Source organism: Streptomyces sp. HNM0575 (assembly GCF_012726265.1).
Lineage (GTDB): Bacteria > Actinomycetota > Actinomycetes > Streptomycetales > Streptomycetaceae > Streptomyces.
In genome coordinates, this window is sequence record NZ_JAASAG010000021.1 from 1 (window position 1) to 22555 (window position 22555).

Below are 22555 nucleotides of genomic sequence, written 5' to 3' on the forward strand. Positions count from 1 at the left end.
GTTTCGGTGGTCATAGCGTGAGGGAAACGCCCGGTTACTTTCCGAACCCGGAAGCTAAGCCTTACTGCGCCGATGGTACTGCATGCGGGAGCGTGTGGGAGAGTAGGACACCGCCGAACTACCAGTGAAACAAGCCCCGTTGGAACGGCCACGGCCACCCCAACGGGGCTTTTTCACACCCCCGTACAGTAACGGCGGATTCAGAGTCTTGGCGAATTCGGGGTCACAGGCGGCCAGTTGATTTGAGCCTGAGGTAGGCGTCGGCGAGAGCAGGTGCCAGTTCGCTGGGGAGGGCGTCGACCACGAGTACCCCGTGGCGGCGGAGGCGGTCCGCTGTCTGCTTGCGCTCCAGCTGGGTGCGCGATGCAGCGGCCGCGTCGTAGACGGCGTCCACGTCGCCTCGCGCGGCAGCCATCTCGGCGATGCGAGGGTCCGCGATGGAGGCGACCAGGACCGTGTGGCGCTGGGTGAGCAGCGGGAGCACAGGAACTAGGCCGTTTTCGACGGGTGAGGCGTCCAGGCCTGTAAGAAGGATCAGTAGCGACTGGTGACGTGCCATGCGGAGGGCCGTCGATGCCAGGCCGCGTGTGTCGGATTCGACGAGAGCGGGTTCCACCGGCGCCATCGCGGAGACGAAGGCCGGCAGGACCTCATGTGCCGCCCGTCCTTTGACGGTTGCGCGGGGTGCCCGGTCGTAGACGAGGAGGTCGATGCGGTCGCCCGCGCGGGCGGCGAGCGTCGCCAGCAGAAGCGCGGCGTCCATGGCGGTGTCCAGTCGGGGCGCGTCGCCGACGCGTCCCGCGGACGTTCTGCCTGTGTCGAGTACGACGAGAATGTGCCGGTCGCGCTCGGGGCGCCAAGTGCGGACGGCGACTGCCGACTGCCGGGCCGTGGCACGCCAGTCGATGGAGCGGGTGTCGTCTCCGGGGATGTAGTCGCGAAGGCTGTCGAACTCCGTTCCTTCCCCGCGGGTCAGGATGCTTGTACGGCCGTCGAGTTCGCGGAGCCTCGCCAGCTTGGCCGGCAGGTGTTTGCGGCTGTCGAACGCTGGGAGTACGCGCACGGTCCAGGGGGCGGAGTGGCTTCCCTGTCGGGCCGCCAGACCGAGGGGGCCGTAGGAGCGGACGGTGATGCGCTCCGAGCGCCGGTCTCCCCTTCGGGTAGGTCGAAGTGCCGTGGTCAGAACGGTCTGTTCGCCGGGGGCGATGCGTAGTCGGTGACGGCTGGCTGCTTCCGAAGTTCCTTCCGGCCAGCTGCTCGGTGGCCAGGCGTCCCTGAGCTGAAGGCGGGAGCTGCGTCGGGAAGGATTGGCCACGCGGACGTTCACGTAAGCGTGTTCGCCGAGCCGAACTGACGTATCACCGGAACGTGTGAACTGGAGCTGATTCACTGGCGCGGCCAGTGCGAGGTCGGACAGGATTGCAACCAGCAACGGGAGTTCGACGGCGAGCACGCCGGCCCAGCTGGGGAGCAGCAGCCCGACGAGGATGGCGCCGAGAGCGGCGCAGAGGGCTGTACGGCCGGTGAGTGCCATGGATCAGGGCTCGCCAATCAGCTCACTGAGTTCAACGGGGTACGGGGACATGAGCAAGAATCGAATTGATCACGCTGTCTGCGGTGACGCCTTCCATCTCAGCTTCGGGCCGGAGCTGTACGCGGTGGCGGAGCGTCGGCAGGGCGAAGGACTTCACGTCGTCGGGGATCACATAGTCGCGTCCCGTCAGCCAGGCCCAGGCGCGAGCGCTGGCGAGTAGTGCGGTGGCGCCGCGGGGTGAGACGCCGAGCATGAACGAGGGGGAGTCCCGGGTGGCACGGCAGATATCGACGACGTAGCCGGTGATCTCGGGCGCGACGCCGGTCTTGGCGACGGCCGCTCGGGCTGCTTCGAGGTCTGCGCGTGAGGCGACGGCGGCGACGCCTGCTGTTTCCAGGTCACGGGGGTCGAAGCCTTCGGCGTGCCTGGTCAGCACGTTGATCTCGTCTTGGCGGGAAGGCAGTGGAAGGTTCAGCTTGAGCAGGAAGCGGTCGAGCTGGGCCTCCGGGAGGGGGTAGGTGCCCTCGTACTCGATCGGGTTCTGGGTGGCTGCCACAAGGAAGGGATCCGGCAGGGCGCGCGGGGTGCCGTCGACCGATACCTGACGCTCCTCCATGGCCTCGAGGAGGGAGGCCTGGGTCTTGGGCGGTGTCCGGTTGATCTCGTCGGCGAGCAGGAGATTGGTGAAGACCGGGCCGGGCTGGAACGAGAACTCTGCGGTGCGGGCGTCGTAGATGAGCGATCCGGTCACGTCGCTCGGCATCAGATCGGGGGTGAACTGAAGTCGTTTGGTTCCGAGTTCGAGGGTTGCGGCGAGTGTCCGCACGAGCAGTGTCTTGGCGACGCCGGGGACGCCTTCGAGCAGTACGTGGCCGCGGCAGAGCAGCGCTACGACGAGTCCGGTGACGGCGGCGTCCTGGCCGACGACTGCCTTCGAGATCTCAAGTCGCAGTGCTTCGAGAGCGCTGCGGGCGCTGTCTGGCGAAGGGGCGCTCACTGGGTGCGTTCCTTGTCTGTCGGCAGGCGGGTGTTGGAAGCGGCGTCGGTGAGCTGCCGTTCCAGGTGGTCGAGTTCGTCGGCGAGCTGTACGAGTTCCGCGTCGGTGGCGGGAGGGGCGCCGAAGAGGAGGGAGTGCAGGTGCGTGTGACTGGTGGTGCCGGGCTGGAGGGGAGCTTCTGACGAGCGGTCACCGGTGGCTGTGCGTGAGGTGAGAGCCGGGATGAGGGCCTGCGGGGTGTCGGCTTCCGATGCGCCGACACCGGCCAGAGACGCCAGGCGTGCGCGGGTGGCGGTCCTGAGGGCGTCGGCGGCGCGGTCACGTGCGTTGGCCCGGCGGTACAGGCGGGCCCTGCCTTCCGTGGTCTCGGATGCGCGTACGGACACGGGGAGTTGCTCGGGCACGAGCGGTCCGAGGCGGCGTACGCGCCACAGGGCGGCGAGGACGGCGGCGATCGAGAGCTGGACGGTGGCCCAGGTCCAGCCTTCCGGCACGAGGTCGAGGAAGCCGCGCTGTCCGCCTTGGGGGGCGGAGGCGTCGGCGGACGAGGGGAGGTACCACACGAGACGCGGGCGGGAACCGAGCAACTGAAGCATCAAGGAGGCGTTGCCGTGCTTGTCGAGCTGCTGGTTGTAGAGCGGCTCGGGGCTGCCGAGCAGCACCGTGTCGCCTTCGACTCCGCGCCGGATGCCGTCGTCGGGGGGCTCGTCGGGGATTCTCAGGAAGGAGGGCAGGCCCTGGTGCAGGTAGCACAGGTCGGCCTTGTCGTTGGACACCGAGTAGCGGATGCCGCCGAGTTCGGCGTCGCCTGCGCGTTGGGCGGCAGGGTAGTCGCAGTCCGGTGGCGTGGGCTGCGTCGTCGCCGGCGCGGCCGCCCGTGCTCCGCGGACGAGGTCCTTGGTGGGAGCGGGGCCGGGGGCGATGAGAACGGTACGGCCGCCGCGTCCCAACGCCCCGCGCAGGTCGGCCCGTTGGGCTCGGGTGAGAGCTTCAGGGTCGCTGACGAGGAGAGTCGTGTCCGGTCCGGCCGTCCTGCTTGCGCCGGCCGCGGTGGTGGCGATCTGAGTGCGGACGCCGCGCTCTTCGAGGAGCCGGGCGGTGGCCTTGCTGCCGTGCCCCTGGGTCGAGCGGGGGTCGAGCGGCCCGTACTCGTTGCCGGAACGCACGGCCGCGATGATCACGCCGGCGACGGCGAGGACCGCCGCGGCGAGCAGCAGACCACGGGCACGCGCCCACACCTGGCGGGCGGTGGGCGCCAGGGACGTGTCGGAGGCTTCGCTCAACTGCCCCCTCCGTCCGGAGCGTCGGCGTCCGGGCCCCCTGCTCGTACTTGTTGTGCCACGAGGGCGCCGCTGGCCGGGGCTGCGGCGCTGTCCGGCAGCAAGGGCCTGGCGCGCTGGAGGGCGCGGTCGAGATCGCGCACGGCTGCATATGAGGAGGAGTCGCTGTCTCTGCCGGCGTATGTCACCTCGTCGAAGGACCGTGCGGCGGAGCGCAGTTCCTCGCCATGGCCCGGCAGGGCGCGGTCCGCTTCGACGGCGGCCTCGTCGGCCGTGCGGCCGGGACGGTGGTCGAGCAGGGCTCGCTCTTCGAGGGAGCGGACGATGGCCCGCATTCGTTCCTGGAGGGCCTGGTCCCAGCGCTCGGCGGTGGCGTGGGCTTCGGCTGCCGCGCGGTGTTCGGCTGCGCTGCGCGGGCCCTTGTCGAAGAGCGTCCCGGAATCGGAGACGGGGCCGGGTCGTGGGCTGCCCAGCCTCAGTCGCAGGGCCACGGCCAGCAGTACGACAAGGCAGACGATCGCGGTGAGGCCGACCCAGCCTCCGGGGGAGGCCTGCGCCGCCGAGTGCAGCAGCGAACTGATGTGGTCCCAGAGCCAGTCGAGGATGCGGTTGAGCAGGCTGGGGTCGTCCCTGTGGTACTCGCCTTTCGACAGCTCGCGTTCGGCGGCTTCGCGTGCCGGGGTGCGGGGGATGGTGACGGGCGCGCCGCCGTCGGCTCCGGACACCCGCCTGACGAACAGGCCGGCAGCGTCGGCCGGCGGCACGGTCGCCACATCCCCCGGCATCGCCTCAGCTCCCGGGAGTCGGGCTGTCAGGCTGTGTGCCGCCGTAGCCCGGAACGCCTGCGGCGCGGGCGAGTTCGAGGTCGAGGGCTTCCCGCCGGATGCGCTGGTCGAGGTAGAGCAGGGCGGTGACGCCGGCGCGGATCGGGAAGGTGATCGTGGATGCGATCACGGCACCGATGCCCACCGCGATCAGATAGGACCAGCTTGTGGCCGGTGTTGCCTCGGCGAAGGCGGAGAGGCCCTGACCGCTGGCGGCCATACCGATCAGCGTCACCGGCATCTGGATCACCGACGCGACGATGACGACGAGAATCGTGGCCAGCATCTGCACCCCGAAGACCCGCCACCAGCTGCCCCGTACGAGTTTGGCGGAGCGCCGCATCGCGCTGATGACGCCCTGCTTCTCCAGCATCAGGGCGGGGGCGGCGAGGCTGAACCGGACCCAGATCCACACGGCTGCCACCAGACCGGCGAGCACTCCCACGAGCAGCAGAGCGATTCCGAGGGGCTTCACTCCCGCGGCCAGCAGCACCCCTCCCGGCGCGAACCCGACGAACACGGCCAGGGTGATGAGCAGGGGAAGGAGGAACAACAGGCCCAGCAGGCGCAGCAGTTGGGGCCGCGAGTCCCGCCATGCCTCGCCGGAGGAGACGGAACGGCCGAGCACGGCACGGCTGACGACGACCGTGAGCATGGCGGTGGCGAGCACGGTGCCGAGGGTCTCGACGAGGGCTCGTACACCGGAGATCCGCAGCGACCCCGTCATGGCGTTCATGAGTTCGTCGGGGCTCGGCTGAGGGTCCTGGGCGAGTGCGTCGAGGTTGGTGGCGTCCGCAAGCCAGAGGCCGTTGGCGATGGTGGCGATGAGCTGGACGACCACGGCGACTGCGAGAGAGATGCCCAGAACGGTGCGCCAGTGGGCGCGCATGGTGGTGACGGCGCCGTCCAGTATCTCGCCGACGCCCAGCGGACGCAGGGGGATGATTCCCGGTTTGGCGGCGGGCGGCTGGTTCCAGGAGCCGCCCCAGTGGTCCCAGCCGGGTCTTCCGGGACGAGGAGTCCCCCAGGGCGGGCCGGACTGGGCGGGCGGCTGCTGCGTGGACCAGTTCCTGGGCGCATCGTCGGCCGGATTGCCCGCAGGTGGCTGATGCGGATTGCTCCCGGGTGCCTTGGCGGACTCCTCGCCGTCGGGCGAACGGTCGGGGGAAGGAGATCCGGGCGGTGTCCAGCCCGGAGAGTCGTTCACTTGTCGTCACCTCGGGGTTTCGGTCGCTGCATCGCCTGGTCGACTGCCATCGTCCCACGCCCTGCCGTGGCGGCGGGCGGGCCCCGGCTTGTTGGATCGCCTTCAGAAGTCGTCGTGGGGCGAGGCAGACTGTGCGGATGGCAGATCATGGTGTCCCAGTGCTGCGCTGGGCGGATACCCCTGAGGGGCCGGTTCTTGCGCTGCTGGACCAGACGCGGCTGCCGGCGGAGGAAGCCGAGTTCGTGTGCAGCGGGCCTGACGACCTGGTGGTCGCGATCCGCGCCCTGTCTGTACGGGGGGCGCCCCTGCTCGGTGTGGCCGGGGGGTACGGCGTCGCGCTCGCCGCCGCCCGCGGACACGATGTCGCCGACGCGGCCGACCGTCTGGCGTCCGCGCGTCCGACAGCGGTGAACCTCGCAGCGGGGGTGCGACGGGTGGAGAGCGCCTACCGTGCCGCAGCCGACGGCGGGGGGAGCACCGAGGGTGCGGCTGCCGCCGCCCTCGCCGAGGCCAGGGCACTGCATGAGGAGGACGCCGAGGCGAGCGCGGAGATGGCGCGGCTCGGTCACGGACTCCTCGCCGAACTGGTGCCTCGCCGGCCGATGAGGCTGCTCACGCACTGCAACACCGGGACCCTCGTCTCCGGTGGGCAGGGCACCGCCTTCGCCGTGGTCGCCGGTGTGCACGCCGCGGGGGAGCTTGGCCGGCTGTGGGTGGATGAGACGCGGCCCTTGCTCCAGGGCGCGCGGCTGACGGCGTACGAGGCCACCCGGGAGGGGATGCCGTTCAGCGTCCTGGTGGACGGTGCGGCCGGTTCGCTGTTCGCAGCGGGGGAGGTGGACGCGGTGCTGATCGGGGCCGACCGGATAGCGGCGGACGGCTCGGTGGCCAACAAGGTGGGGAGCTATCCGCTCGCGGTGCTGGCACGGCACCACGGAGTGCCGTTCGTGGTGGTGGCACCGGTGACGACCGTCGATCTCCGGACGGAGCGGGGAGCGGACATCGTCGTGGAACAGCGTCCGGCGGAGGAGGTGACGCACATCTCGGGACCAGTGCCCGAGTCGTACTCGCCGTACCATCCGGAAGTACGGGGGGAGCGCGGCGGTGTGCCTGTGGCCCCGACGGGGGCCGATGCCTACAACCCGGCCTTCGATGTGACCCCGCCGGAGCTGGTGACGGCTGTCGTCACCGACCGGGGTGTGATCTCGCCCGTCACCAGCGAAACTGTCGCGGGGCTGTGTTCCCCGTCACGAACGACGACGTCACGATGGGGTAATGGGATGATGAACGCATGAAGGGACGCGTCCTTGTCGTCGACGACGACACCGCACTGGCAGAGATGCTCGGCATCGTGCTGCGCGGCGAAGGCTTTGAACCGTCATTCGTGTCGGACGGCGACAAGGCGCTCGCCGCCTTCCGTGAGACCAAACCGGATCTGGTTCTGCTCGATCTGATGCTGCCCGGCAGGGACGGCATCGAGGTGTGCCGCCTGATCCGTGCCGAGTCCGGTGTGCCGGTCGTCATGCTGACCGCCAAGACAGACACCGTGGATGTGGTGGTGGGCCTGGAGTCGGGGGCCGACGACTACATCGTCAAGCCGTTCAAGCCCAAGGAGCTGGTGGCGAGGATCCGCGCGAGGCTGCGCCGGTCCGACGACCCGGCGCCCGAGCAGCTGGCGATCGGCGATCTGGTGATCGATGTCGCCGGGCACTCGGTGAAGCGGGACGGTGTGTCCATAGCGCTGACACCACTGGAGTTCGACCTTCTCGTGGCGCTCGCCCGCAAACCGTGGCAGGTCTTCACACGTGAGGTGCTGCTGGAGCAGGTGTGGGGCTACCGGCACGCAGCGGACACGCGGCTGGTCAATGTGCACGTGCAGCGTCTGCGCTCCAAGGTCGAGCGGGATCCGGAGCGTCCGGAGATCGTCGTGACGGTTCGCGGAGTCGGCTACAAGGCGGGACCTGGCTGAGATGACCCGGAACGGCTCCGTCCAGGATCGCGCCAGCACGGACGGAGCCGAAGCCACGGCACAAGAGTCCGAAATGTCCAAGTTTCGGCGACTGTGGCGCAGCGGAGCACTCTTCTCGGAGGGACTGCTCCCCGAAGGCACCACCGGGCCCCGCGCCCACCCCGTCGTCCGCTTCTTCATCCGCTGGGTGCGCCGCCCGCTGCTGCCCGTACTCCGGCTGTGGCGGCGCAACATCCAGCTGCGCGTGGTCGCCGCCACCCTCCTGATGTCACTCGGCGTGGTGCTGCTACTCGGCATCGTCGTCATCGGGCAGGTACGCAACGGACTGCTCGACGCGAAGGAGAAGACCGCCCAGAGCCAGGCCGCGGGCGGCTTCGCCGCCGCCCAGGAGATGGCCGACAGCGCAGGCAGCGGCCGCAGCGGCGAAGGCCAGGGCCGCCCCGGAACCGGCGGCCGCAGCACGCAGAACACCGGCACCTGGCTCAACAACCTGGTGGAGCAGCTCGCCAGCGGCGGCCAGGGCGTCTACTCCGTCGTCGCGCTCGGCTCACAGAACGACGAGTCACCCTTCCTCGGCAACCAGCGCTCCACCACCCGCGGACCGCGGGCCTCCGGCGACATCCGCCCCGAGGAGAGCATCCCCGCCGACCTGCGCAAGGCCCTGGACAACCAGCCCGGCACCCACCAGCGCTACGCGAAGGTCTACCGCCAGGACGGCAGCAGCACCGCCGGACTGATCGTCGGCAAGCGCCTCAACGACGCCGGCGGCTCCCCGTACCAGATGTACTACGTCTTCCCCTTCACGCTGGAGGAAGAGTCGCTGAACCTGGTCAAGGGCACCCTGGCCACCGCCGGCGTCTTCGTGGTCGTGCTGCTCGGAGCCATCGCCTGGCTCGTGGTGAGGCAGGTCGTCACGCCCGTACGGATGGCCGCGGGGATCTCGGAACGCCTGGCCGCCGGCAGACTCCAGGAACGCATGAAGGTCACGGGTGAGGACGACATCGCCCGGCTCGGAGAGTCCTTCAACAAGATGGCGCAGAACCTCCAGGTGAAGATCCAGCAGCTGGAGGAGCTCTCCCGCATGCAGCGCCGCTTCGTCTCCGACGTATCGCACGAGCTGCGCACTCCGCTCACCACGGTCCGTATGGCCGCCGACGTGATCCACGAGGCGCGGGAGGAGTTCGACCCGGCCACGGCGCGTTCCGCGGAGCTGCTGCTGGGCCAGCTCGACCGGTTCGAGTCGCTCCTGGGCGACCTGCTGGAGATCAGCCGCTTCGACGCCGGAGCCGCCAACCTCGAAGCCGACCCCATCGACCTGCGCGACATCGTCCGCCGCGTCGTCGACGGATGCGAGCCCCTCGCCGACCGCAAGGGCAGCCGGGTCCTCGTGCGCGGCGACGACAAGCCCGTGGTCGCGGAGGCGGACGGGCGCCGCATCGAGCGCGTGCTGCGCAACCTCGTCGACAACGCCATAGAGCACGGCGAAGGCCATGACGTCGTCGTCCGGCTGGCGTCCGGCGGCGGAGCCGTCGCGGTCGCCGTACGGGACTACGGCGTCGGGCTCAGCAGCAGCGAGGCCGAGCGGGTCTTCAACCGCTTCTGGCGCGCCGACCCCGCCCGTGCCCGTACGACGGGGGGCTCCGGGCTCGGCCTGTCCATCGCCCTCGAGGACGCCCGGCTGCACGGCGGCTGGCTTCAGGTGTGGGGCGAGCCGGGCGGCGGCTCGCAGTTCCGGCTGACGTTGCCCTGCACGGCAGGGGAGACGCTGCGCTCCTCGCCGCTCGCGCTGCAACCGGCGGACTCCCGGCGCAGGCGCGCGGCGGCGCACGGGTCGCAGAACGGACGGGGCACGGTCCCGGCGCAGGCGCGCCAGCGGGCGGCGAAGGCCCCGGCGAGAGCGGCGGACCCGGAGGAGGCGGCGGGCTCGGCGGGTGCGGCCCGTTCGGGATCCGCCGCGAAGCCCGCGTCGCCGACCGCCCGAGCCTCCCAGCCCTCCTCTCCCTCGGCACCGGCATCCGGCCGTTCCGCGCCCGCCTCCACCGTCGCCGCGCCCCGCGGCAGCACTGCCCCCCGTACCGCCGACGAGCCCATGGGCGAGGACGGAGAACACTGATGGGAGCTGAGCGGCGAAACCGTCGCCGCCTGATTGCGGCGGCCCAACTGGGCGCGCTCGCACTGCTGTTGCCGGGCTGCGCCTCCATGCCGGACGACGGCACCGTCGACCACGTCGACTCCTCCCACCGCACCGAATCCGACTCCCAGGTCCGTGTGTTCGGCGTCAGCCCGGAGAAGGGCGAGAAGCCCCAGCAGATCGTCCGCGGCTTCCTGGAGGCCACGACGAGCGATGAGGCGGCCTTCTCGACGGCGAAGGAGTATCTGTCCGACCATGCGGCCGGAGAGTGGGACCCCTTCGCCAACACCCGGGTCGTCTCGGGCGGTCCGAGCCCCGGCAACGCCCGCCAGGACGGGGGCGGCGGGAAGGGGTTCAACGTGCAGGTGACCGGTACGCGCGTCGCGGAGGTCGACGAGCGGCACGCGTACTCGCCGTCGTCCGGCGACTACGCCGAGGGCTTCCACCTCTCCAAGGAGGACGGGGAGTGGCGGATCGACCGGCTCCCGGACGGGCTGGTGCTCGGCGAATCCGACTTCCAGCGCATCTACCGGCCGATCAACAAGTACTACTACGCGGAACTCGGCAGCGACTCCGAGTCGATCACCGGCGGCAAGAACGTACTGGTCGGCGACCCGGTCTTTCTGCGCCGCCGGATAGACCCCGTCACCGCCACCGTCGACGCACTGCTGGACGGCCCGACAGGCTGGCTCGCCCCGGTGGTCCACTCCTCCTTCCCGAAGGGCGCGCGTCTTGTGCGCGGCCAGCACCTTTCGCTGGACGATTCGGGGGCGCTGAGCGTCCGCCTCAACTCCAAGGGGGCCGGCGTCAGCAGGGCACGCTGCGTACGCATGGCCGCGCAGTTGCTGCACACGGTGCAGGACCAGGCGTCGGCGAAGGTCGGCAAGGTGGCGCTTGCGGGCCCGGACGGTGAGACGCGGTGCGAGCGGACGCGTGAGCAGACGGAGGACTATCAGCCGGGGCGGCTCAACGGCCGTGCTTCGCACCAGTACTTCGTAGACGGCGATCACCGTGTCTCGTCCTTCGACGAGGGCAGCGACGATCCCACCCCGGTCGAAGGGGCTCTCGGCAAGGGCGAGACGGAGATGGGCGCCGTGGCGGTGAACCGTGCCGAGCAGGAGGGTGCGGCGGTCTCGCGTGCGGGCCGTTCGCTGTATGTCTCGCGCCTCGCGGAGGGGGCCAAGCTGGGGGAGCCCGTACTGACGAGCAAGGCGAAGCATGAGAAGGACCGGCTGACGGCGCCCAGTTGGGACGGCCTGGGCGACCTGTGGATCGCCGACCGCGATCCCGACGACCCGCGCCTGCTGCGTCTGGCGGGCGGCAAGGAGAAGCCCGAAGAGGTCGACGTCCCGGACCTGGGCAAGGGCGAGCGGATCGAGTCGCTGCGGATCGCGTCCGACGGCGTTCGGATGGCGCTGCAAATCCGGCAGAAGGACGGTTCGCGGACGTTGAAGCTCGGCCGGGTCCATCGCGGGGGCACGGCCGACGAGCCGCAGGTGACGATCAGCGAACTACGGCCTCTCGCACCGCAGTTCGAGGATGTCGCGGCGATGTCCTGGGCGGGCGGCAGCCGGTTGGTGGTCGTGGGGCGCGAGTCGGGGAGCGTGCAGCAGATGCAGTACATCGAGACTGACGGCTCGGCGTCGAACCAGCCGACGCTTCCCGGCATCAACGACGTGACAGGCGTGGCCGCTTCGGAGGACGTGAGCAAGCCGCTGCTGGCCGACTCGGAGGACGGCATCGTACGGCTGCCTCCCGACGCCAACTGGAAGACGCTGACCGACAGCGGGACGAGCCCCGCGTACCCGGGGTAGGCGGCCGAAGGGCGCCTACCCCCTGCGAAGAAGTCCGTTTCCGGAACGAGGTCCGTCCGTCCCTGGCGGATGCACGCCAACGTGCGCGCCCATGAGGCCGGCACGGGCGGCCATCCAGAGTTATCCACAGGCCTGGCGCCCCCACACCCCCGCTGGGAAAGTAGTCCCCATGCGGGGGCTGTTGCAGGAGCTCCGGCAGGAACTCGCAGGTCTGGTGCTGCCGTCGCGGTGCGCAGGCTGCGGACTGCCGCGAGTGCGCGGAGAGTTGTGCGAGCGGTGCGGGGCAGCGCTGGCGGGCGCCGTACCGCGCCGGGTGTGGCCGACGCCGGTGCCGTCCGGCCTGCCTCGGGTGTACTCGGCGCTGCCGTACGCCGACCAGGTGCGGGAAGTGCTGCTCGCGCACAAGGAGCGCGGCGCGCTCCGACTCGCGGCGCCCTTGGGGGCGTTGCTCGCGGCGACGGTGCGCGAGGCCGCGGCGCAGACACCGCGTCCGGGGGGCATGGGGGAGGGGGTGGGGGGAGGGGAGGCCCCCCTGACGCTCGTCCCCGTCCCCTCCTCGCAGCGCTCCATCGCCGCCCGTGGCCATGATCCGGTGCGGCGAATCGCTCTCGTGGCGGCGCGGGAGTTGCGCCGTGGAGGCGTACCCGCGCGAGTGCTGACCGTGCTCCGTCAGCGACGCACGGTGGCTGACCAGGCGGGGCTGACCGCGCAGCAGCGGGCGGCGAATCTCGGCGGCGCGCTGGAGTTGGTGCCGGGCGGCGGAAGGCTGCTGACCGGGAAGACGCTGCTGGTCGACGATGTGATGACGACCGGGGCGTCGTTGGCCGAGGCGGCCCGTGCCCTCGGCCGGTACGCGGGGCACGCACAACGAGTTGAGTCTGGACGGTCCGGACAGTCCGGGCTCCAGGTGTGGGCCGCGGCCGTCGTCGCGTCCCGATCACTCAGGTGAGCAGAGCAGGCGTTGCCGCTGTCCGCTGCGAGTCCGTAAGTCCGGAACTCGGCAGGCGTTGAACTCGCCAGGCCCCGGAACTCGGCGGGCCCTTGAACTCGCCAGGCCCCGGAAGTCTGCAAGCCCGGAACTCCGCAAGTCGCGCAAGTCCTGTAAGTGCCGCAAGTCCCGCAAGCCCGACGAGTTTTCGTGAGTCCGACGAGTTTCGATGAGTCCTGCAATGAATCGCGGGAAAGGGTTTCGGAAAACGACCACGGAAGAGCCCTGCGTCAGCCTGCGAAAGCACCGTGCTACTACCAGAGATCAGAGGGCTGCGTCGGCCGTTGTCTCGAATTGATACCTGAACGTAGGTACGTGCCAGTAGGGGGTGCCCAGCTTCCGTCAGTGGAGGTACGTTCGAGATTGGGTGACGATCTTCCCCCAGGGGGAGAAGGAGGTGAAAGTCGCAAGCCGAGGTTCCGGAGGCTGGCGGCGAAGCAGGCCCTGAGCCTCCGGTGTCAGTGCACAAAGGAGGCACTCCGTTTCGCAATGCGGAGTGCTCCGGGAACGGAGTTCTGCGTGGACATCGTCGTCAAGGGCCGCAAGACCGAGGTGCCCGAGAGGTTCCGTAAGCACGTGGCCGAGAAGCTGGCGAAGATCCAAAAGCTCGACGGAAAGGTGATCAACCTGGATGTCGAGGTGTGCAAGGAACACAATCCCCGGCAGGCCGACCGTTCCGAGAGGGTGGAGATCACCCTTCGCACTCGCGGGCCGGTCATTCGCGCGGAGGCAGCGGCCTCCGACCCCTACGCTGCGCTGGACCTTGCAGCGGGCAAGCTGGAGGCACGGCTGCGCAAGCAGCACGACAAGCGCCGGGTACACCGTGGAGGAAGCCGTACGCCGATGAGCGTGGCGGCTGCTACAGCGCACCTCGCGGCAGAACTCAACGGACAGCTCGACGCCGCTGCGGCGACACCCGCACCGGTCAAGACCGAAGAGAAACCGATGACCACCAGGGTGGGCCCGCTGGAGGTCCAGGGCGACGGACCGCTCGTCGTCCGTGAGAAGACCCACGCCGCGGCGCCGATGGCCCTCGACCAGGCTCTCTACGAAATGGAGTTGATCGGCCACGACTTCTATCTCTTCGTCGATTCCGAGACGAAGCAGCCGAGCGTCGTCTACCGGCGCCACGGCTACGACTACGGCGTGATCCACCTGGATCCCGATCCCTTCGCCGTGGAGCCCCCTCCTGAAGCGGGCGGCTCACTCGGCGGCTGACCGCTCGGAACCGTTGAGACCGCGCCCCCGGGCCGGGTCGAGGACTCGGCCGGGGGCGCGAACGTGGAATTATGGCCTCACTCGTCAACCTGGGCCCTGTGCAGCGCGGTTGGCGCGGCATAGCCTGCAGGGGGAGGATCGATGGCGGACAGCTTCGGGCCCGTGATGCCCATGGCGGAAGCGCACCCGGTACGGGTGGCGGTTGAGGACGGCCCCGCGCATGAGCGGCAGCAGCCGGAGCCGATCCGTGTGCTCGTCGTGGACGATCACGAGCTTTTCCGGCGCGGGTTGGAGATCGTTCTCGCTCAGGAGGAGGACATCCAGGTCGTCGGCGAGGCGGGGGACGGGGCGGAGGCCGTCGAGAAGGCCGCGGATCTGCTGCCCGACATCGTGCTCATGGACGTACGGATGCCGAAGCGCGGCGGAATCGAGGCGTGCACCTCCATCAAGGAGGTCGCTCCCAGCGCGAAGATCATCATGCTGACGATCAGCGACGAAGAGGCCGACCTCTACGACGCCATCAAGGCCGGGGCCACCGGTTACCTCCTCAAGGAGATCTCCACGGACGAGGTCTCGGCGGCGATCCGTGCGGTGGCGGACGGCCAGTCGCAGATCAGTCCGTCGATGGCGGCGAAACTGCTCACTGAGTTCAAGTCGATGATCCAGCGCACCGACGAGAGCAAGCTGGTGCCCGCTCCGAAGCTGACCGACCGCGAGCTCGAAGTGCTCAAGCTCGTGGCGACGGGCATGAACAACCGGGACATCGCGAAAGAGCTCTTCATCAGCGAGAACACCGTGAAGAACCACGTGCGCAACATCCTGGAGAAGCTTCAGCTCCACTCGCGCATGGAGGCCGTGGTCTACGCGATGCGGGAGAAGATCCTCGAAATCCGCTGACGCGCGTCGGTGAGTCCGGAGTAGCCCCGCCTCCGTCAGACCGCCGCCCCGGCTCCCTTGGAATCATCGGTCAGAGCGCGGGCCAGCGCCTCCGCGAGCTCCGCGTCGTCGCAGCGCTCCACCCGCACCTCGTCACAGCCCACCCAGGACGCCGCTTCCCACAGCGCCCTGGCCATCGGCTCGACCGCCTTGCGTCCCTTCATCGAGACCTGGCGGGCCACCAGGGTCGTGCCCTCACGCCCCGGATCGACACGGCCCAGCAGCCTGCCGCCGGACAGCAGCGGCATCGCGAAGTAGCCGTGTATGCGCTTGGGCTTCGGTACGTACGCCTCCAGCCTGTGCGTGAAGTCGAATATCCGCTGCGTACGCGGCCTGTCCCAGACAAGGGAGTCGAAGGGAGAGAGCAGCGTCGTGCGGTGCCGCCCGCGCGGTGAGGCCTCGACGGCAGCCGGATCCGCCCAGGCGGGCCTGCCCCAGCCCTCGACCTCCACCGGCACCAGACCGGTGTCCGGAAGCACCGCCTCGACCTGCTCGCTCTTGAGACGGTGATACTCCGCGAGGTCGGAGCGCGTCGCCACGCCCATGGCCGCTCCGGCCTGGGCGACCAGACGCCGTATGCACTCGTGGTCGTCGGTGTCGTCGTGCAGCAACTCGTCCGGGATGGCCCGCTCGGCGAGGTCGTAGACCCGCTTCCAGCCGCGCCGCTCCGTGCAGACGACCTCGCCGGTGTCCAGCAGCCACTCCACGGCGATCTTCGTCTCCGACCAGTCGAACCACTCGCCGCCGTTCTTCCCTCCGCCCAGCTCCGTCGTGGTCAGCGGGCCGTCGGCCTTGAGCCGGTCCCGCACGGCGGCGCAGGCGCGGTCCCGGTCCTCCAGGATGTGCCAGCGATGCCCGCGGGCCCGCCGCTCACGGCGCCTGAAGGCGAAGTGGGGCCACTCCTCCACGGGCAGGATGCAAGCGGCGTGCGACCAGTACTCGAAGCTGTGCCCGCCCGTCCAGTACGCCGATTCGACCGCTGCCCGGCCGACGGCGCCCAGCCGTGCGTACGGAACGAGCTCGTGCGAACGCGCCAGCACGGAGATGGTGTCGAGCTGGACGGCACCGAGCCGGCGCAGCAATCCGCGCACCCCCGCCCTGCGGTCCGGCGCGCCCAGCAGTCCCTGCGCCGACAGGGCCACGCGCCGGGCCTCGTCGGCGGAGAGCGAGATCTCCGCAGTCGTCATGCCGGAGACGATAGGCGCACCCACTGACATCGGGCCCCGGCGCCGTGAACGGGGAGCCCGAAGTGACGGGCGTGACGGACGTGACAGGCGTGATGGGCCGGAGAGGCTCACGCCCCGCTGCCCCGCCGCCCCACCCCGCCCTGTTCAGCGAGCCGGCAGATACGGGGTGTCCATCTCCCTGCCCAGGTCGATCGGGAGCAGCGTCGCGACCCACGCGTCCCGTCTCGTACCGCGGTGGACGATCTTCGCGCGCTGGGTCCCCTCCATCACGAAGCCCAGCCGCCATGCGACGCGCCGCGACGCCTCATTGCCCGCCTCCGCCACCCACTCCAGGCGTTCCGCTTTCAGCGTGGAGAACGCCCAGTCGATGACCGCGTGCCCGGCCTCCACCGTGTAGCCCTTGCCGCGCTGCTCCTTGACCGTCCAGAAGCCGAGTTCGGCCTGGCGTTCCGGGGCGCGCAGCGCGCCGAGGCGTACGAGCCCCATGGAGCCGACGAGTTCGCCCTGTTTCGTGAAGATGCCGAAGTTGTACATGGTGTCCTCGCGCCAGCCGGACGGGTTCACACCGAGCACGAACTCCTCGGCCTCCTTGCGCCCGTAGGGGTCCGGCACCGGTATCCAGCGCACGATGTCCGGGTCCTGGCAGGCGGACCGCACAGCCTCCACGTCCCTGTCGTCGAAGGGACGCAGCAGCAGACGCTCGGTGCTGAGGGTGATGGGCTCCATGGGGTGATTGTGCCTCCGCCGTGAAGCGGTCCGCCCGGTTCCCGGGGCCGCTCGCCGCCCCCTCCGGGACGTCCGCCACGTTCCCGTCCCCGCGGCTCTCCCCGTGGCCCTCCCCGCGGCCGGGGCTCCGGTCCGCAGCCGGGACCCGGCACCTTCGGTCGCTCCGGACCGTTAGGGGTACAGGGGCGTACGTCCCTCGCATACGATGGCCGGTGCGGCGGCGGCCGTATCGCCGTGTCCGCGCACTGACCGAGCCAGGTTCGACCGGCAAGGAGCCACTCCAAGTGTCCGTCTTCGGCAAGCTCATGCGCGCAGGTGAAGGCAAGATCCTGCGCAGGCTGGACCGCATCGCGCGGCAGGTGAATTCCATCGAAGAGGACTTCGTGGAACTGTCGGACGCCGAGCTCCGGGCCCTCACGGATGAGTACAAGGAGCGGTACGCCGAGGGCGAAAGCCTCGACGACCTGATGCCGGAGGCATTCGCGACCGTCCGTGAGGCCGCCAAGCGCGTGCTCGGCGAGCGGCACTACGACGTCCAGATCATGGGCGGTGCGGCGCTGCACCTCGGTTACGTCGCGGAGATGAAGACCGGTGAGGGCAAGACCCTGGTCGGCACGCTTCCCGCGTATCTGAACGCCATTTCGGGCGACGGCGTGCACATCATCACCGTCAACGACTACCTCGCCCAGCGTGACTCGGAGTGGATGGGCCGCGTCCACCGCTTCCTGGGGCTGACCGTGGGCTGCATCGTGGCGCACATGACGCCGCCGGAGCGCCGCGAGCAGTACAACTGCGAGATCACGTACGGCACGAACAACGAGTTCGGCTTCGACTACCTGCGCGACAACATGGCCTGGTCGAAGGACGAACTGGTGCAGCGCGGCCACAACTTCGCGATCGTCGACGAGGTCGACTCCATCCTCATCGACGAGGCGCGCACGCCTCTGATCATCTCGGGCCCCGCCGACCAGGCCACGAAGTGGTACAGCGACTTCGCCAAGCTGGTGAAGCGCCTGGAGAAGGGCGAGGCCGGCGATCCCCGTACGCAGAAGCCGGAGACGGGCGACTACGAGGTCGAGGAGAAGAAGCGCACGGTCGCCATCCACGAGGCCGGCGTCGTCAAGGTCGAGGACTGGCTGGGGATCGACAATCTCTACGAGTCGGTCAACACGCCCCTCGTCGGCTATCTCAACAACGCGATCAAGGCCAAGGAGCTTTACCACAAGGACAAGGACTACGTCGTCATGGACGGCGAGGTCATGATCGTGGACGAGCACACCGGCCGCATCCTCGCCGGCCGCCGTTACAACGAGGGCATGCACCAGGCGATCGAGGCCAAGGAAGGCGTCGAGATCAAGGACGAGAACCAGACTCTCGCCACGATCACGCTCCAGAACTTCTTCCGTCTCTACGAGAAGCTGTCGGGCATGACCGGTACGGCCATGACGGAGGCCGCCGAGTTCCACCAGATCTACAAGCTGGGCGTCGTCCCGATCCCGACGAACCGCGCGCTCGCCCGCGCGGACCAGGCCGACCTGATCTACCGCACCGAGGTCTCCAAGTTCGACGCGGTCGTCGACGACATCGCGGAGAAGCACGAGAAGGGCCAGCCGATCCTGGTCGGCACGACTTCGGTCGAGAAGTCCGAATACCTCTCGGAGCAGTTGAACAAGCGCGGCGTGCGCCACCAGGTGCTCAACGCGAAGAACCACGAGCGTGAGGCCGCGATCGTCGCCGAGGCGGGCCGCAAGGGCTCCGTCACGGTCGCGACGAACATGGCGGGCCGCGGCACCGACATCAAGCTCGGCGGCAACGCCGAGGGCATGGCGGAGAAGGAGCTGCGCGACCGCGGTCTGGATCCGGTGGAGAACGCCGAGGAGTGGGCGGCCGCGCTGCCCGCCGCCCTGGAGAAGTCGGAGCGTTCGGTCAAGGACGCGGTCGACGAGGTCAAGGAGCTCGGCGGGCTGTATGTGCTGGGCACCGAGCGGCACGAGTCGCGCCGTATCGACAACCAGCTCCGCGGTCGTTCGGGCCGCCAGGGCGACCCGGGCGAGTCCCGGTTCTACCTCTCGCTCGGCGACGACCTGATGCGGCTGTTCAAGGCGCAGATGGTCGAGCGTGTGATGGCGATGGCGAACGTGCCGGACGACGTCCCCATCGAGAACAAGATGGTGACCAGGGCCATCGCCTCCGCCCAGTCGCAGGTCGAGCAGCAGAACTTCGAGATCCGCAAGAACGTCCTGAAGTACGACGAGGTGCTCAACCGGCAGCGTGAGGTCATCTACGGCGAGCGCCGCCGCGTCCTGGAGGGCGAGGATCTGCACGAGCAGGTGCGGCACTTCATGGACGACACCATCGACGCGTACGTGCAAGCCGAGACGGTCGAGGGCTTCGCCGAGGAGTGGGACCTGGACCGGTTGTGGGGCGCCTTCAAGCAGCTCTACCCGGTGAAGGTGACAGTCGAGGAGCTGGAGGAGGCCGCGGGCGAACGCGAGGGCGTCACCTCGGAGTTCATCGCGGAGTCCATCAAGGACGACATCCACGAGCAGTACGACCAGCGTGAGGCGGAGCTGGGCAGCGAGATCATGCGCGAGCTGGAGCGGCGCGTGGTCCTGTCCGTGCTCGACCGCAAGTGGCGTGAGCACCTCTACGAGATGGACTATCTCCAGGAGGGCATCGGCCTGCGTGCCATGGCGCAGAAGGACCCGCTGGTTGAGTACCAGCGCGAGGGCTTCGACATGTTCCAGGCCATGATGGACGGCATCAAGGAGGAGTCCGTCGGCTATCTGTTCAACCTGGAGGTCCAGGTCGAGCAGCAGGTCGAGGAGGTTCCCATCGAGGAGCGGCAGCCCGAGGAGAAGGCGGTGCTGGAGAAGGAGCCGGAGGGCGCCGTGCCCGCGGGCGCCGCGATGGGTGCCGCTCCGGCCATCCACGCCAAGGGCCTGGACGCCCCGCAGCGTCCGGACCGGCTTCACTACTCGGCGCCGACCGCTGAAGGCGGCGTCGAGGAGGGCGAGTTGGACACCGGCAACGGCGGCCCGGTCCGCTCGGAGGCCGACGGGCTGACGCGTGCGGAGCGCCGCAAGGCCCAGAAGGGCAAGAAGAAGCGCAAGTAGTGAGCCGCTGAGGCGCCTTCGGCGTCCGGGTGCACGACGCGTGGTTCGGCAGTACGGGCTGGGGCCTGCCGCTCGATGAGGGCGGCGGGCCCCAGCCCGTATCGCTGTCCGGACGTATCGCTGCGGGGTGCGGCCCAGCGGTACGCCGGACACCGGTGGGGCTCCGGGTCGCGGCTGATGGCTCAGGGGGTCATGGCTCACGGCTGCCTGGCCGGGGACGGTGCGGCCCGGGCCGTTCCGGCTTCGGGCGTTCCGGCCTCTGAAGGTGCTGCGGCCTGGAGCGGTCCGACGGCGACTGGCCGTCGAGTTCGACGGCGGCGCAGCGCCAGCGGCGGTCCGAGCACAGCTCCAGTCGGAAGGCCATGGCCCGCTGCCGGTCGCCGGTGACGATGCGCGCGAACGCCTCGATCACGCCGTCGCTGGGGCGGCTGCCGCGTGCGTCCAGCACGGCGGGACTCCTGCGGTCGGCTCCGCGTGGGCGCAGCGGAGCGCCGGAGGCGAGGCCCGCGAGCTGCTCGTAGGCGGAGCTGCGGGTGTGGCCCAGCAGGGTGTGGACGGGCCGCTGCCCGCTCAGCACGAGCACCAGCCGGCTGGCGAACCAGAAGGGCGGCTGCCGCTCGCGCTCCCTGGCCGCTGCCGCGCGCAGCGCGGAGGCAGACGGGGAGGCGGCCGGGCGGGCCGCGGCAGGGCTGCCGGCGCCGGGCCGCGGGCGCCGCAGTTCTGGGCGCCTGGTCTCCGGGCGCGTGACCTCCGGCCGGCGGGAGTCACGGCGTCCGGGCGGTGCCTTGCGCGCGGGGACGCGGCGGCTTCGTGGAGAGGCGGCGGCGGGCGGTGTGTTCATGGCGTCCATGGGTCCCCCGTTGAGTGACGGAACGTGATGACGGATCCGAAGACGGACTGTCGACGGACCTGTCGGCGGATGCGGTGTGAAAGCGCTGCTGAGAGGTGCTGTCACGTGAGATGAGCGGCCACCGGACATCGTGCTTACCCGGCGGTAGCTTCGCTCATCGTTGTATCCGCGTGACCGTGCGGTCGCAATGCGTGATCTTTGGTGCGGCGAGCCGCCCGAGCGGTTCACCTATCAGGACGAGAGCCGTTGCGGGGCTGACGGGCGGGGCGTCTCACCTGCGGCTTCGTGCAGTGATCGGGCGGCGGGTGCCTGCCGTGCGGCCCGTATCCTGGCGGGGCACACCCTCCGGCGATACACGAAAGCGGCAGCCTCATGCGTGTCTATGTGCCTCTGACTCTCCCAGCGCTGCGTGAGGCGCACGGGGCCGGCGAGCTGGCGCCCGAGCGCGGCGGCACCGTCGCGTACGCGGTCACGCCGGGGCTGCGCGAGTGGTATCTCTCCGACGACAGCGAGGAGTTGGAGTACGCGGCGCTCAACCGCGCGGCACAGGGCTCGCTGCGGCTGCTGGCCGGGAGGCCCGAGGTTCCCCGCCGCCGTGTGGTCCTCGCGCTCGACGTGGCGGACGCCGCGGTCGCCTTCGACCCCGATCACGGCCTGGAGCGGGAGTCGCTCGGGGAGGTACGGATCGAGGGGCCGCTGCCCCTGTCGAAGGCGGCGGCCGTGCACATGGACTCCGGCGAGGCCGAAGCGGACGTGACCGCGGCCGCCGGGGCGCTGGGCGCCGCCGACATGGGCGACGAGGACGCCCGGTTCACGGTGGACGGAGCCGAGGACCACGAGCTGCTGTGGTACGCGACACAGGAGATCCCGCACCTGCCGGACTGAGCACGGGCGGCGGACCGACCGCGGACGAGGGCCGCCCGCACCGGTACGGCCCGGCCCGGCCCGGTCGGGGCCCGGGGCAGGACGGCCGAATCCGGTATGGCGTTGTCAGACCCCCGACGTAACGTCGTATGCATGGGTTCGGGACGAATGCACAGACGGTCGGCTCACATCGTCTGGGACTGGAACGGCACGCTGCTGCACGACATCCACGCCGTCATCGCGGCGACGAACGCGGCCTTCGCCGAGCTCGGGCACCCCTCGATCACGCTGGAGCGCTACCGCGAGCTGTACTGCGTGCCCGTGCCGCGGTTCTACGAGCGGCTGATGGGGCGCCTGCCCAGCGAGGCGGAGTGGGAGGTGATGGACCAGACGTTCCACCGGCACTACTGGCGGCATGCGCGGCACGCGGATCTCGCCGAGGGCGCCGCCGAGCTGCTCGCGGGCAGGACCGCCGCGGGGCGTACGCAGTCGCTGTGTTCGCTGGCTCCGCACGACCGCCTCGTTCCGCTGGTGCGCACTCACGGGATCGACCGCCATTTCGTACGGGTCGACGGGGCGCGGGGCCCTTCGGGAGGCGGGAAGGCCGAGCAGATGGAGCGGCATCTGCTGTCCCTGGCCGGTGTCGAGTCGGCGCACACGGTGGTCATCGGGGACGCCGTCGACGACGCGATCGCCGCCCGGCATGTGGGGGCGCATGCGGTGCTCTACACCGGCGGATCGCACAGCCGGTCCAGCCTGGAGACGGCGGGCGTGCCCGTGGTGGACACCCTGGCCGAGGCGGTCGACACCGCGGAGGAGATAGCCGGATAGCCCCGCACGCCGGACTGCGGAAGCCCGGCGCCCGGGCGGTCCGTACCGATGGAAGCCGTGCCGATGGCGGCCGTGCCGGTGGA

At 70.0% G+C, this 22555-nt stretch carries 18 protein-coding genes and 1 rRNA gene; 11 read left to right on the forward strand and 8 right to left on the reverse strand.

The genetic code is table 11. The annotated features are described in order from the left end of the window. Nucleotides 1–2: 2 nt before the first annotated feature. Nucleotides 3–119: ribosomal RNA gene (gene rrf / locus HCC61_RS29460) — 5S ribosomal RNA — on the forward strand. Nucleotides 120–223: 104 nt separating this feature from the next. On the opposite strand, the gene HCC61_RS29465 is transcribed toward rrf, so the two are convergent. From HCC61_RS29465 to HCC61_RS31600, 5 genes are read right to left on the reverse strand one after another with little or no spacing between them, the layout of a single operon-like run. Beyond that, nucleotides 224–1534 (reverse strand): DUF58 domain-containing protein, encoded by a 1311-nt coding sequence (locus HCC61_RS29465; protein WP_169140826.1) that lies wholly within the window; start codon nucleotides 1532–1534, stop codon nucleotides 224–226. A 31-nt stretch (nucleotides 1535–1565) separates the two neighbouring features. Next, nucleotides 1566–2531, reverse strand: a complete 966-nt coding sequence (locus HCC61_RS29470; protein ID WP_169140827.1) for a MoxR family ATPase — start codon at nucleotides 2529–2531, stop codon at nucleotides 1566–1568. Beyond that, nucleotides 2528–3814 (reverse strand): DUF4350 domain-containing protein, encoded by a 1287-nt coding sequence (locus HCC61_RS29475; RefSeq protein WP_169140828.1) that lies wholly within the window; start codon nucleotides 3812–3814, stop codon nucleotides 2528–2530. The genes HCC61_RS29470 and HCC61_RS29475 overlap by 4 nt, the downstream gene beginning before the upstream one ends. Then, nucleotides 3811–4596, reverse strand: a complete 786-nt coding sequence (locus HCC61_RS29480) for a DUF4129 domain-containing protein (protein WP_169140829.1) — start codon at nucleotides 4594–4596, stop codon at nucleotides 3811–3813. The genes HCC61_RS29475 and HCC61_RS29480 overlap by 4 nt, the downstream gene beginning before the upstream one ends. 4 nt (nucleotides 4597–4600) lie before the next feature. Further along, entirely contained in the window at nucleotides 4601–5842 is a 1242-nt protein-coding gene (locus HCC61_RS31600; protein ID WP_169140830.1) for a glycerophosphoryl diester phosphodiesterase membrane domain-containing protein, read from the reverse strand. A gap of 137 nt (nucleotides 5843–5979) precedes the next feature. On the opposite strand from HCC61_RS31600, the gene mtnA reads away from it, so the two are divergent. The 7 genes from mtnA to HCC61_RS29520 all read left to right on the forward strand — a co-directional run bounded on the left by mtnA (nucleotide 5980) and on the right by HCC61_RS29520 (nucleotide 14859). Next, a complete protein-coding gene (gene mtnA / locus HCC61_RS29490; protein ID WP_169140831.1) occupies nucleotides 5980–7137 on the forward strand; it encodes an S-methyl-5-thioribose-1-phosphate isomerase in 1158 nt (385 codons plus the stop codon). Next, nucleotides 7134–7811 carry a two-component system response regulator MtrA gene (gene mtrA, locus HCC61_RS29495; protein ID WP_028436107.1) on the forward strand — a complete coding sequence of 226 codons (678 nt, stop codon included), beginning with the start codon at nucleotides 7134–7136 and terminating at the stop codon, nucleotides 7809–7811. Before mtnA ends, mtrA begins: the two co-directional genes overlap by 4 nt. A gap of 73 nt (nucleotides 7812–7884) precedes the next feature. Then, nucleotides 7885–9924 (forward strand): MtrAB system histidine kinase MtrB, encoded by a 2040-nt coding sequence (gene mtrB / locus HCC61_RS29500; RefSeq protein ID WP_206323176.1) that lies wholly within the window; start codon nucleotides 7885–7887, stop codon nucleotides 9922–9924. Further along, the gene (locus HCC61_RS29505; RefSeq protein ID WP_169140833.1) at nucleotides 9924–11756 is read left to right on the forward strand and encodes an LpqB family beta-propeller domain-containing protein; all 1833 of its coding nucleotides are present in this window, start codon (nucleotides 9924–9926) and stop codon (nucleotides 11754–11756) included. Before mtrB ends, HCC61_RS29505 begins: the two co-directional genes overlap by 1 nt. 169 nt (nucleotides 11757–11925) lie before the next feature. Next, the gene (locus tag HCC61_RS29510) at nucleotides 11926–12705 is read left to right on the forward strand and encodes a ComF family protein (RefSeq protein ID WP_169140834.1); all 780 of its coding nucleotides are present in this window, start codon (nucleotides 11926–11928) and stop codon (nucleotides 12703–12705) included. A gap of 558 nt (nucleotides 12706–13263) precedes the next feature. Continuing rightward, nucleotides 13264–13962 (forward strand): ribosome-associated translation inhibitor RaiA, encoded by a 699-nt coding sequence (gene raiA / locus HCC61_RS29515; protein WP_169140835.1) that lies wholly within the window; start codon nucleotides 13264–13266, stop codon nucleotides 13960–13962. A 141-nt stretch (nucleotides 13963–14103) separates the two neighbouring features. Beyond that, entirely contained in the window at nucleotides 14104–14859 is a 756-nt protein-coding gene (locus HCC61_RS29520) for a response regulator transcription factor (protein WP_169140836.1), read from the forward strand. A 35-nt stretch (nucleotides 14860–14894) separates the two neighbouring features. On the opposite strand, the gene HCC61_RS29525 is transcribed toward HCC61_RS29520, so the two are convergent. Beyond that, nucleotides 14895–16085, reverse strand: a complete 1191-nt coding sequence (locus tag HCC61_RS29525; protein WP_169140838.1) for a crosslink repair DNA glycosylase YcaQ family protein — start codon at nucleotides 16083–16085, stop codon at nucleotides 14895–14897. Between the two features lie 144 nt (nucleotides 16086–16229). After that, nucleotides 16230–16811 (reverse strand): GNAT family N-acetyltransferase, encoded by a 582-nt coding sequence (locus tag HCC61_RS29530; protein ID WP_169140840.1) that lies wholly within the window; start codon nucleotides 16809–16811, stop codon nucleotides 16230–16232. 284 nt (nucleotides 16812–17095) lie between these two features. Between HCC61_RS29530 and secA the strand changes: the two genes are divergently transcribed. Then, nucleotides 17096–19927, forward strand: a complete 2832-nt coding sequence (secA, locus tag HCC61_RS29535) for a preprotein translocase subunit SecA (protein ID WP_169140849.1) — start codon at nucleotides 17096–17098, stop codon at nucleotides 19925–19927. A 190-nt stretch (nucleotides 19928–20117) separates the two neighbouring features. Here secA and HCC61_RS31090 read toward each other — a convergent pair whose 3' ends face one another. Beyond that, nucleotides 20118–20777 (reverse strand): Rv3235 family protein, encoded by a 660-nt coding sequence (locus HCC61_RS31090; protein WP_240969410.1) that lies wholly within the window; start codon nucleotides 20775–20777, stop codon nucleotides 20118–20120. A 372-nt stretch (nucleotides 20778–21149) separates the two neighbouring features. Between HCC61_RS31090 and HCC61_RS29545 the strand changes: the two genes are divergently transcribed. Continuing rightward, on the forward strand, nucleotides 21150–21662 hold the full coding sequence (locus tag HCC61_RS29545; RefSeq protein WP_169140851.1) for a hypothetical protein: 513 nt from the start codon (nucleotides 21150–21152) through the stop codon (nucleotides 21660–21662). 147 nt (nucleotides 21663–21809) lie between these two features. Next, nucleotides 21810–22472, forward strand: coding sequence for an HAD family hydrolase (locus HCC61_RS29550; protein ID WP_169140867.1), 663 nt, complete (start codon nucleotides 21810–21812; stop codon nucleotides 22470–22472). Nucleotides 22473–22555: the final 83 nt, after the last annotated feature.

Excerpts from the sequence above, each read along its gene's own strand:
- HCC61_RS29465 (WP_169140826.1), bottom strand. The coding sequence starts at position 1,534 with ATGGCACTCACCGGCCGTACAGCCCTCTGCGCCGCTCTCGGCGCCATC.
- HCC61_RS29480 (WP_169140829.1), bottom strand. The coding sequence starts at position 4,596 with ATGCCGGGGGATGTGGCGACCGTGCCGCCGGCCGACGCTGCCGGCCTG.
- mtnA (WP_169140831.1), top strand. The coding sequence starts at position 5,980 with ATGGCAGATCATGGTGTCCCAGTGCTGCGCTGGGCGGATACCCCTGAG.
- mtrA (WP_028436107.1), top strand. The coding sequence starts at position 7,134 with ATGAAGGGACGCGTCCTTGTCGTCGACGACGACACCGCACTGGCAGAG.
- mtrB (WP_206323176.1), top strand. The coding sequence starts at position 7,885 with ATGTCCAAGTTTCGGCGACTGTGGCGCAGCGGAGCACTCTTCTCGGAG.
- HCC61_RS29505 (WP_169140833.1), top strand. The coding sequence starts at position 9,924 with ATGGGAGCTGAGCGGCGAAACCGTCGCCGCCTGATTGCGGCGGCCCAA.
- HCC61_RS29510 (WP_169140834.1), top strand. The coding sequence starts at position 11,926 with ATGCGGGGGCTGTTGCAGGAGCTCCGGCAGGAACTCGCAGGTCTGGTG.
- HCC61_RS29520 (WP_169140836.1), top strand. The coding sequence starts at position 14,104 with ATGGCGGACAGCTTCGGGCCCGTGATGCCCATGGCGGAAGCGCACCCG.
- HCC61_RS29525 (WP_169140838.1), bottom strand. The coding sequence starts at position 16,085 with ATGACGACTGCGGAGATCTCGCTCTCCGCCGACGAGGCCCGGCGCGTG.
- HCC61_RS29530 (WP_169140840.1), bottom strand. The coding sequence starts at position 16,811 with ATGGAGCCCATCACCCTCAGCACCGAGCGTCTGCTGCTGCGTCCCTTC.
- HCC61_RS31090 (WP_240969410.1), bottom strand. The coding sequence starts at position 20,777 with ATGGACGCCATGAACACACCGCCCGCCGCCGCCTCTCCACGAAGCCGC.
- HCC61_RS29545 (WP_169140851.1), top strand. The coding sequence starts at position 21,150 with ATGCGTGTCTATGTGCCTCTGACTCTCCCAGCGCTGCGTGAGGCGCAC.
- HCC61_RS29550 (WP_169140867.1), top strand. The coding sequence starts at position 21,810 with ATGCACAGACGGTCGGCTCACATCGTCTGGGACTGGAACGGCACGCTG.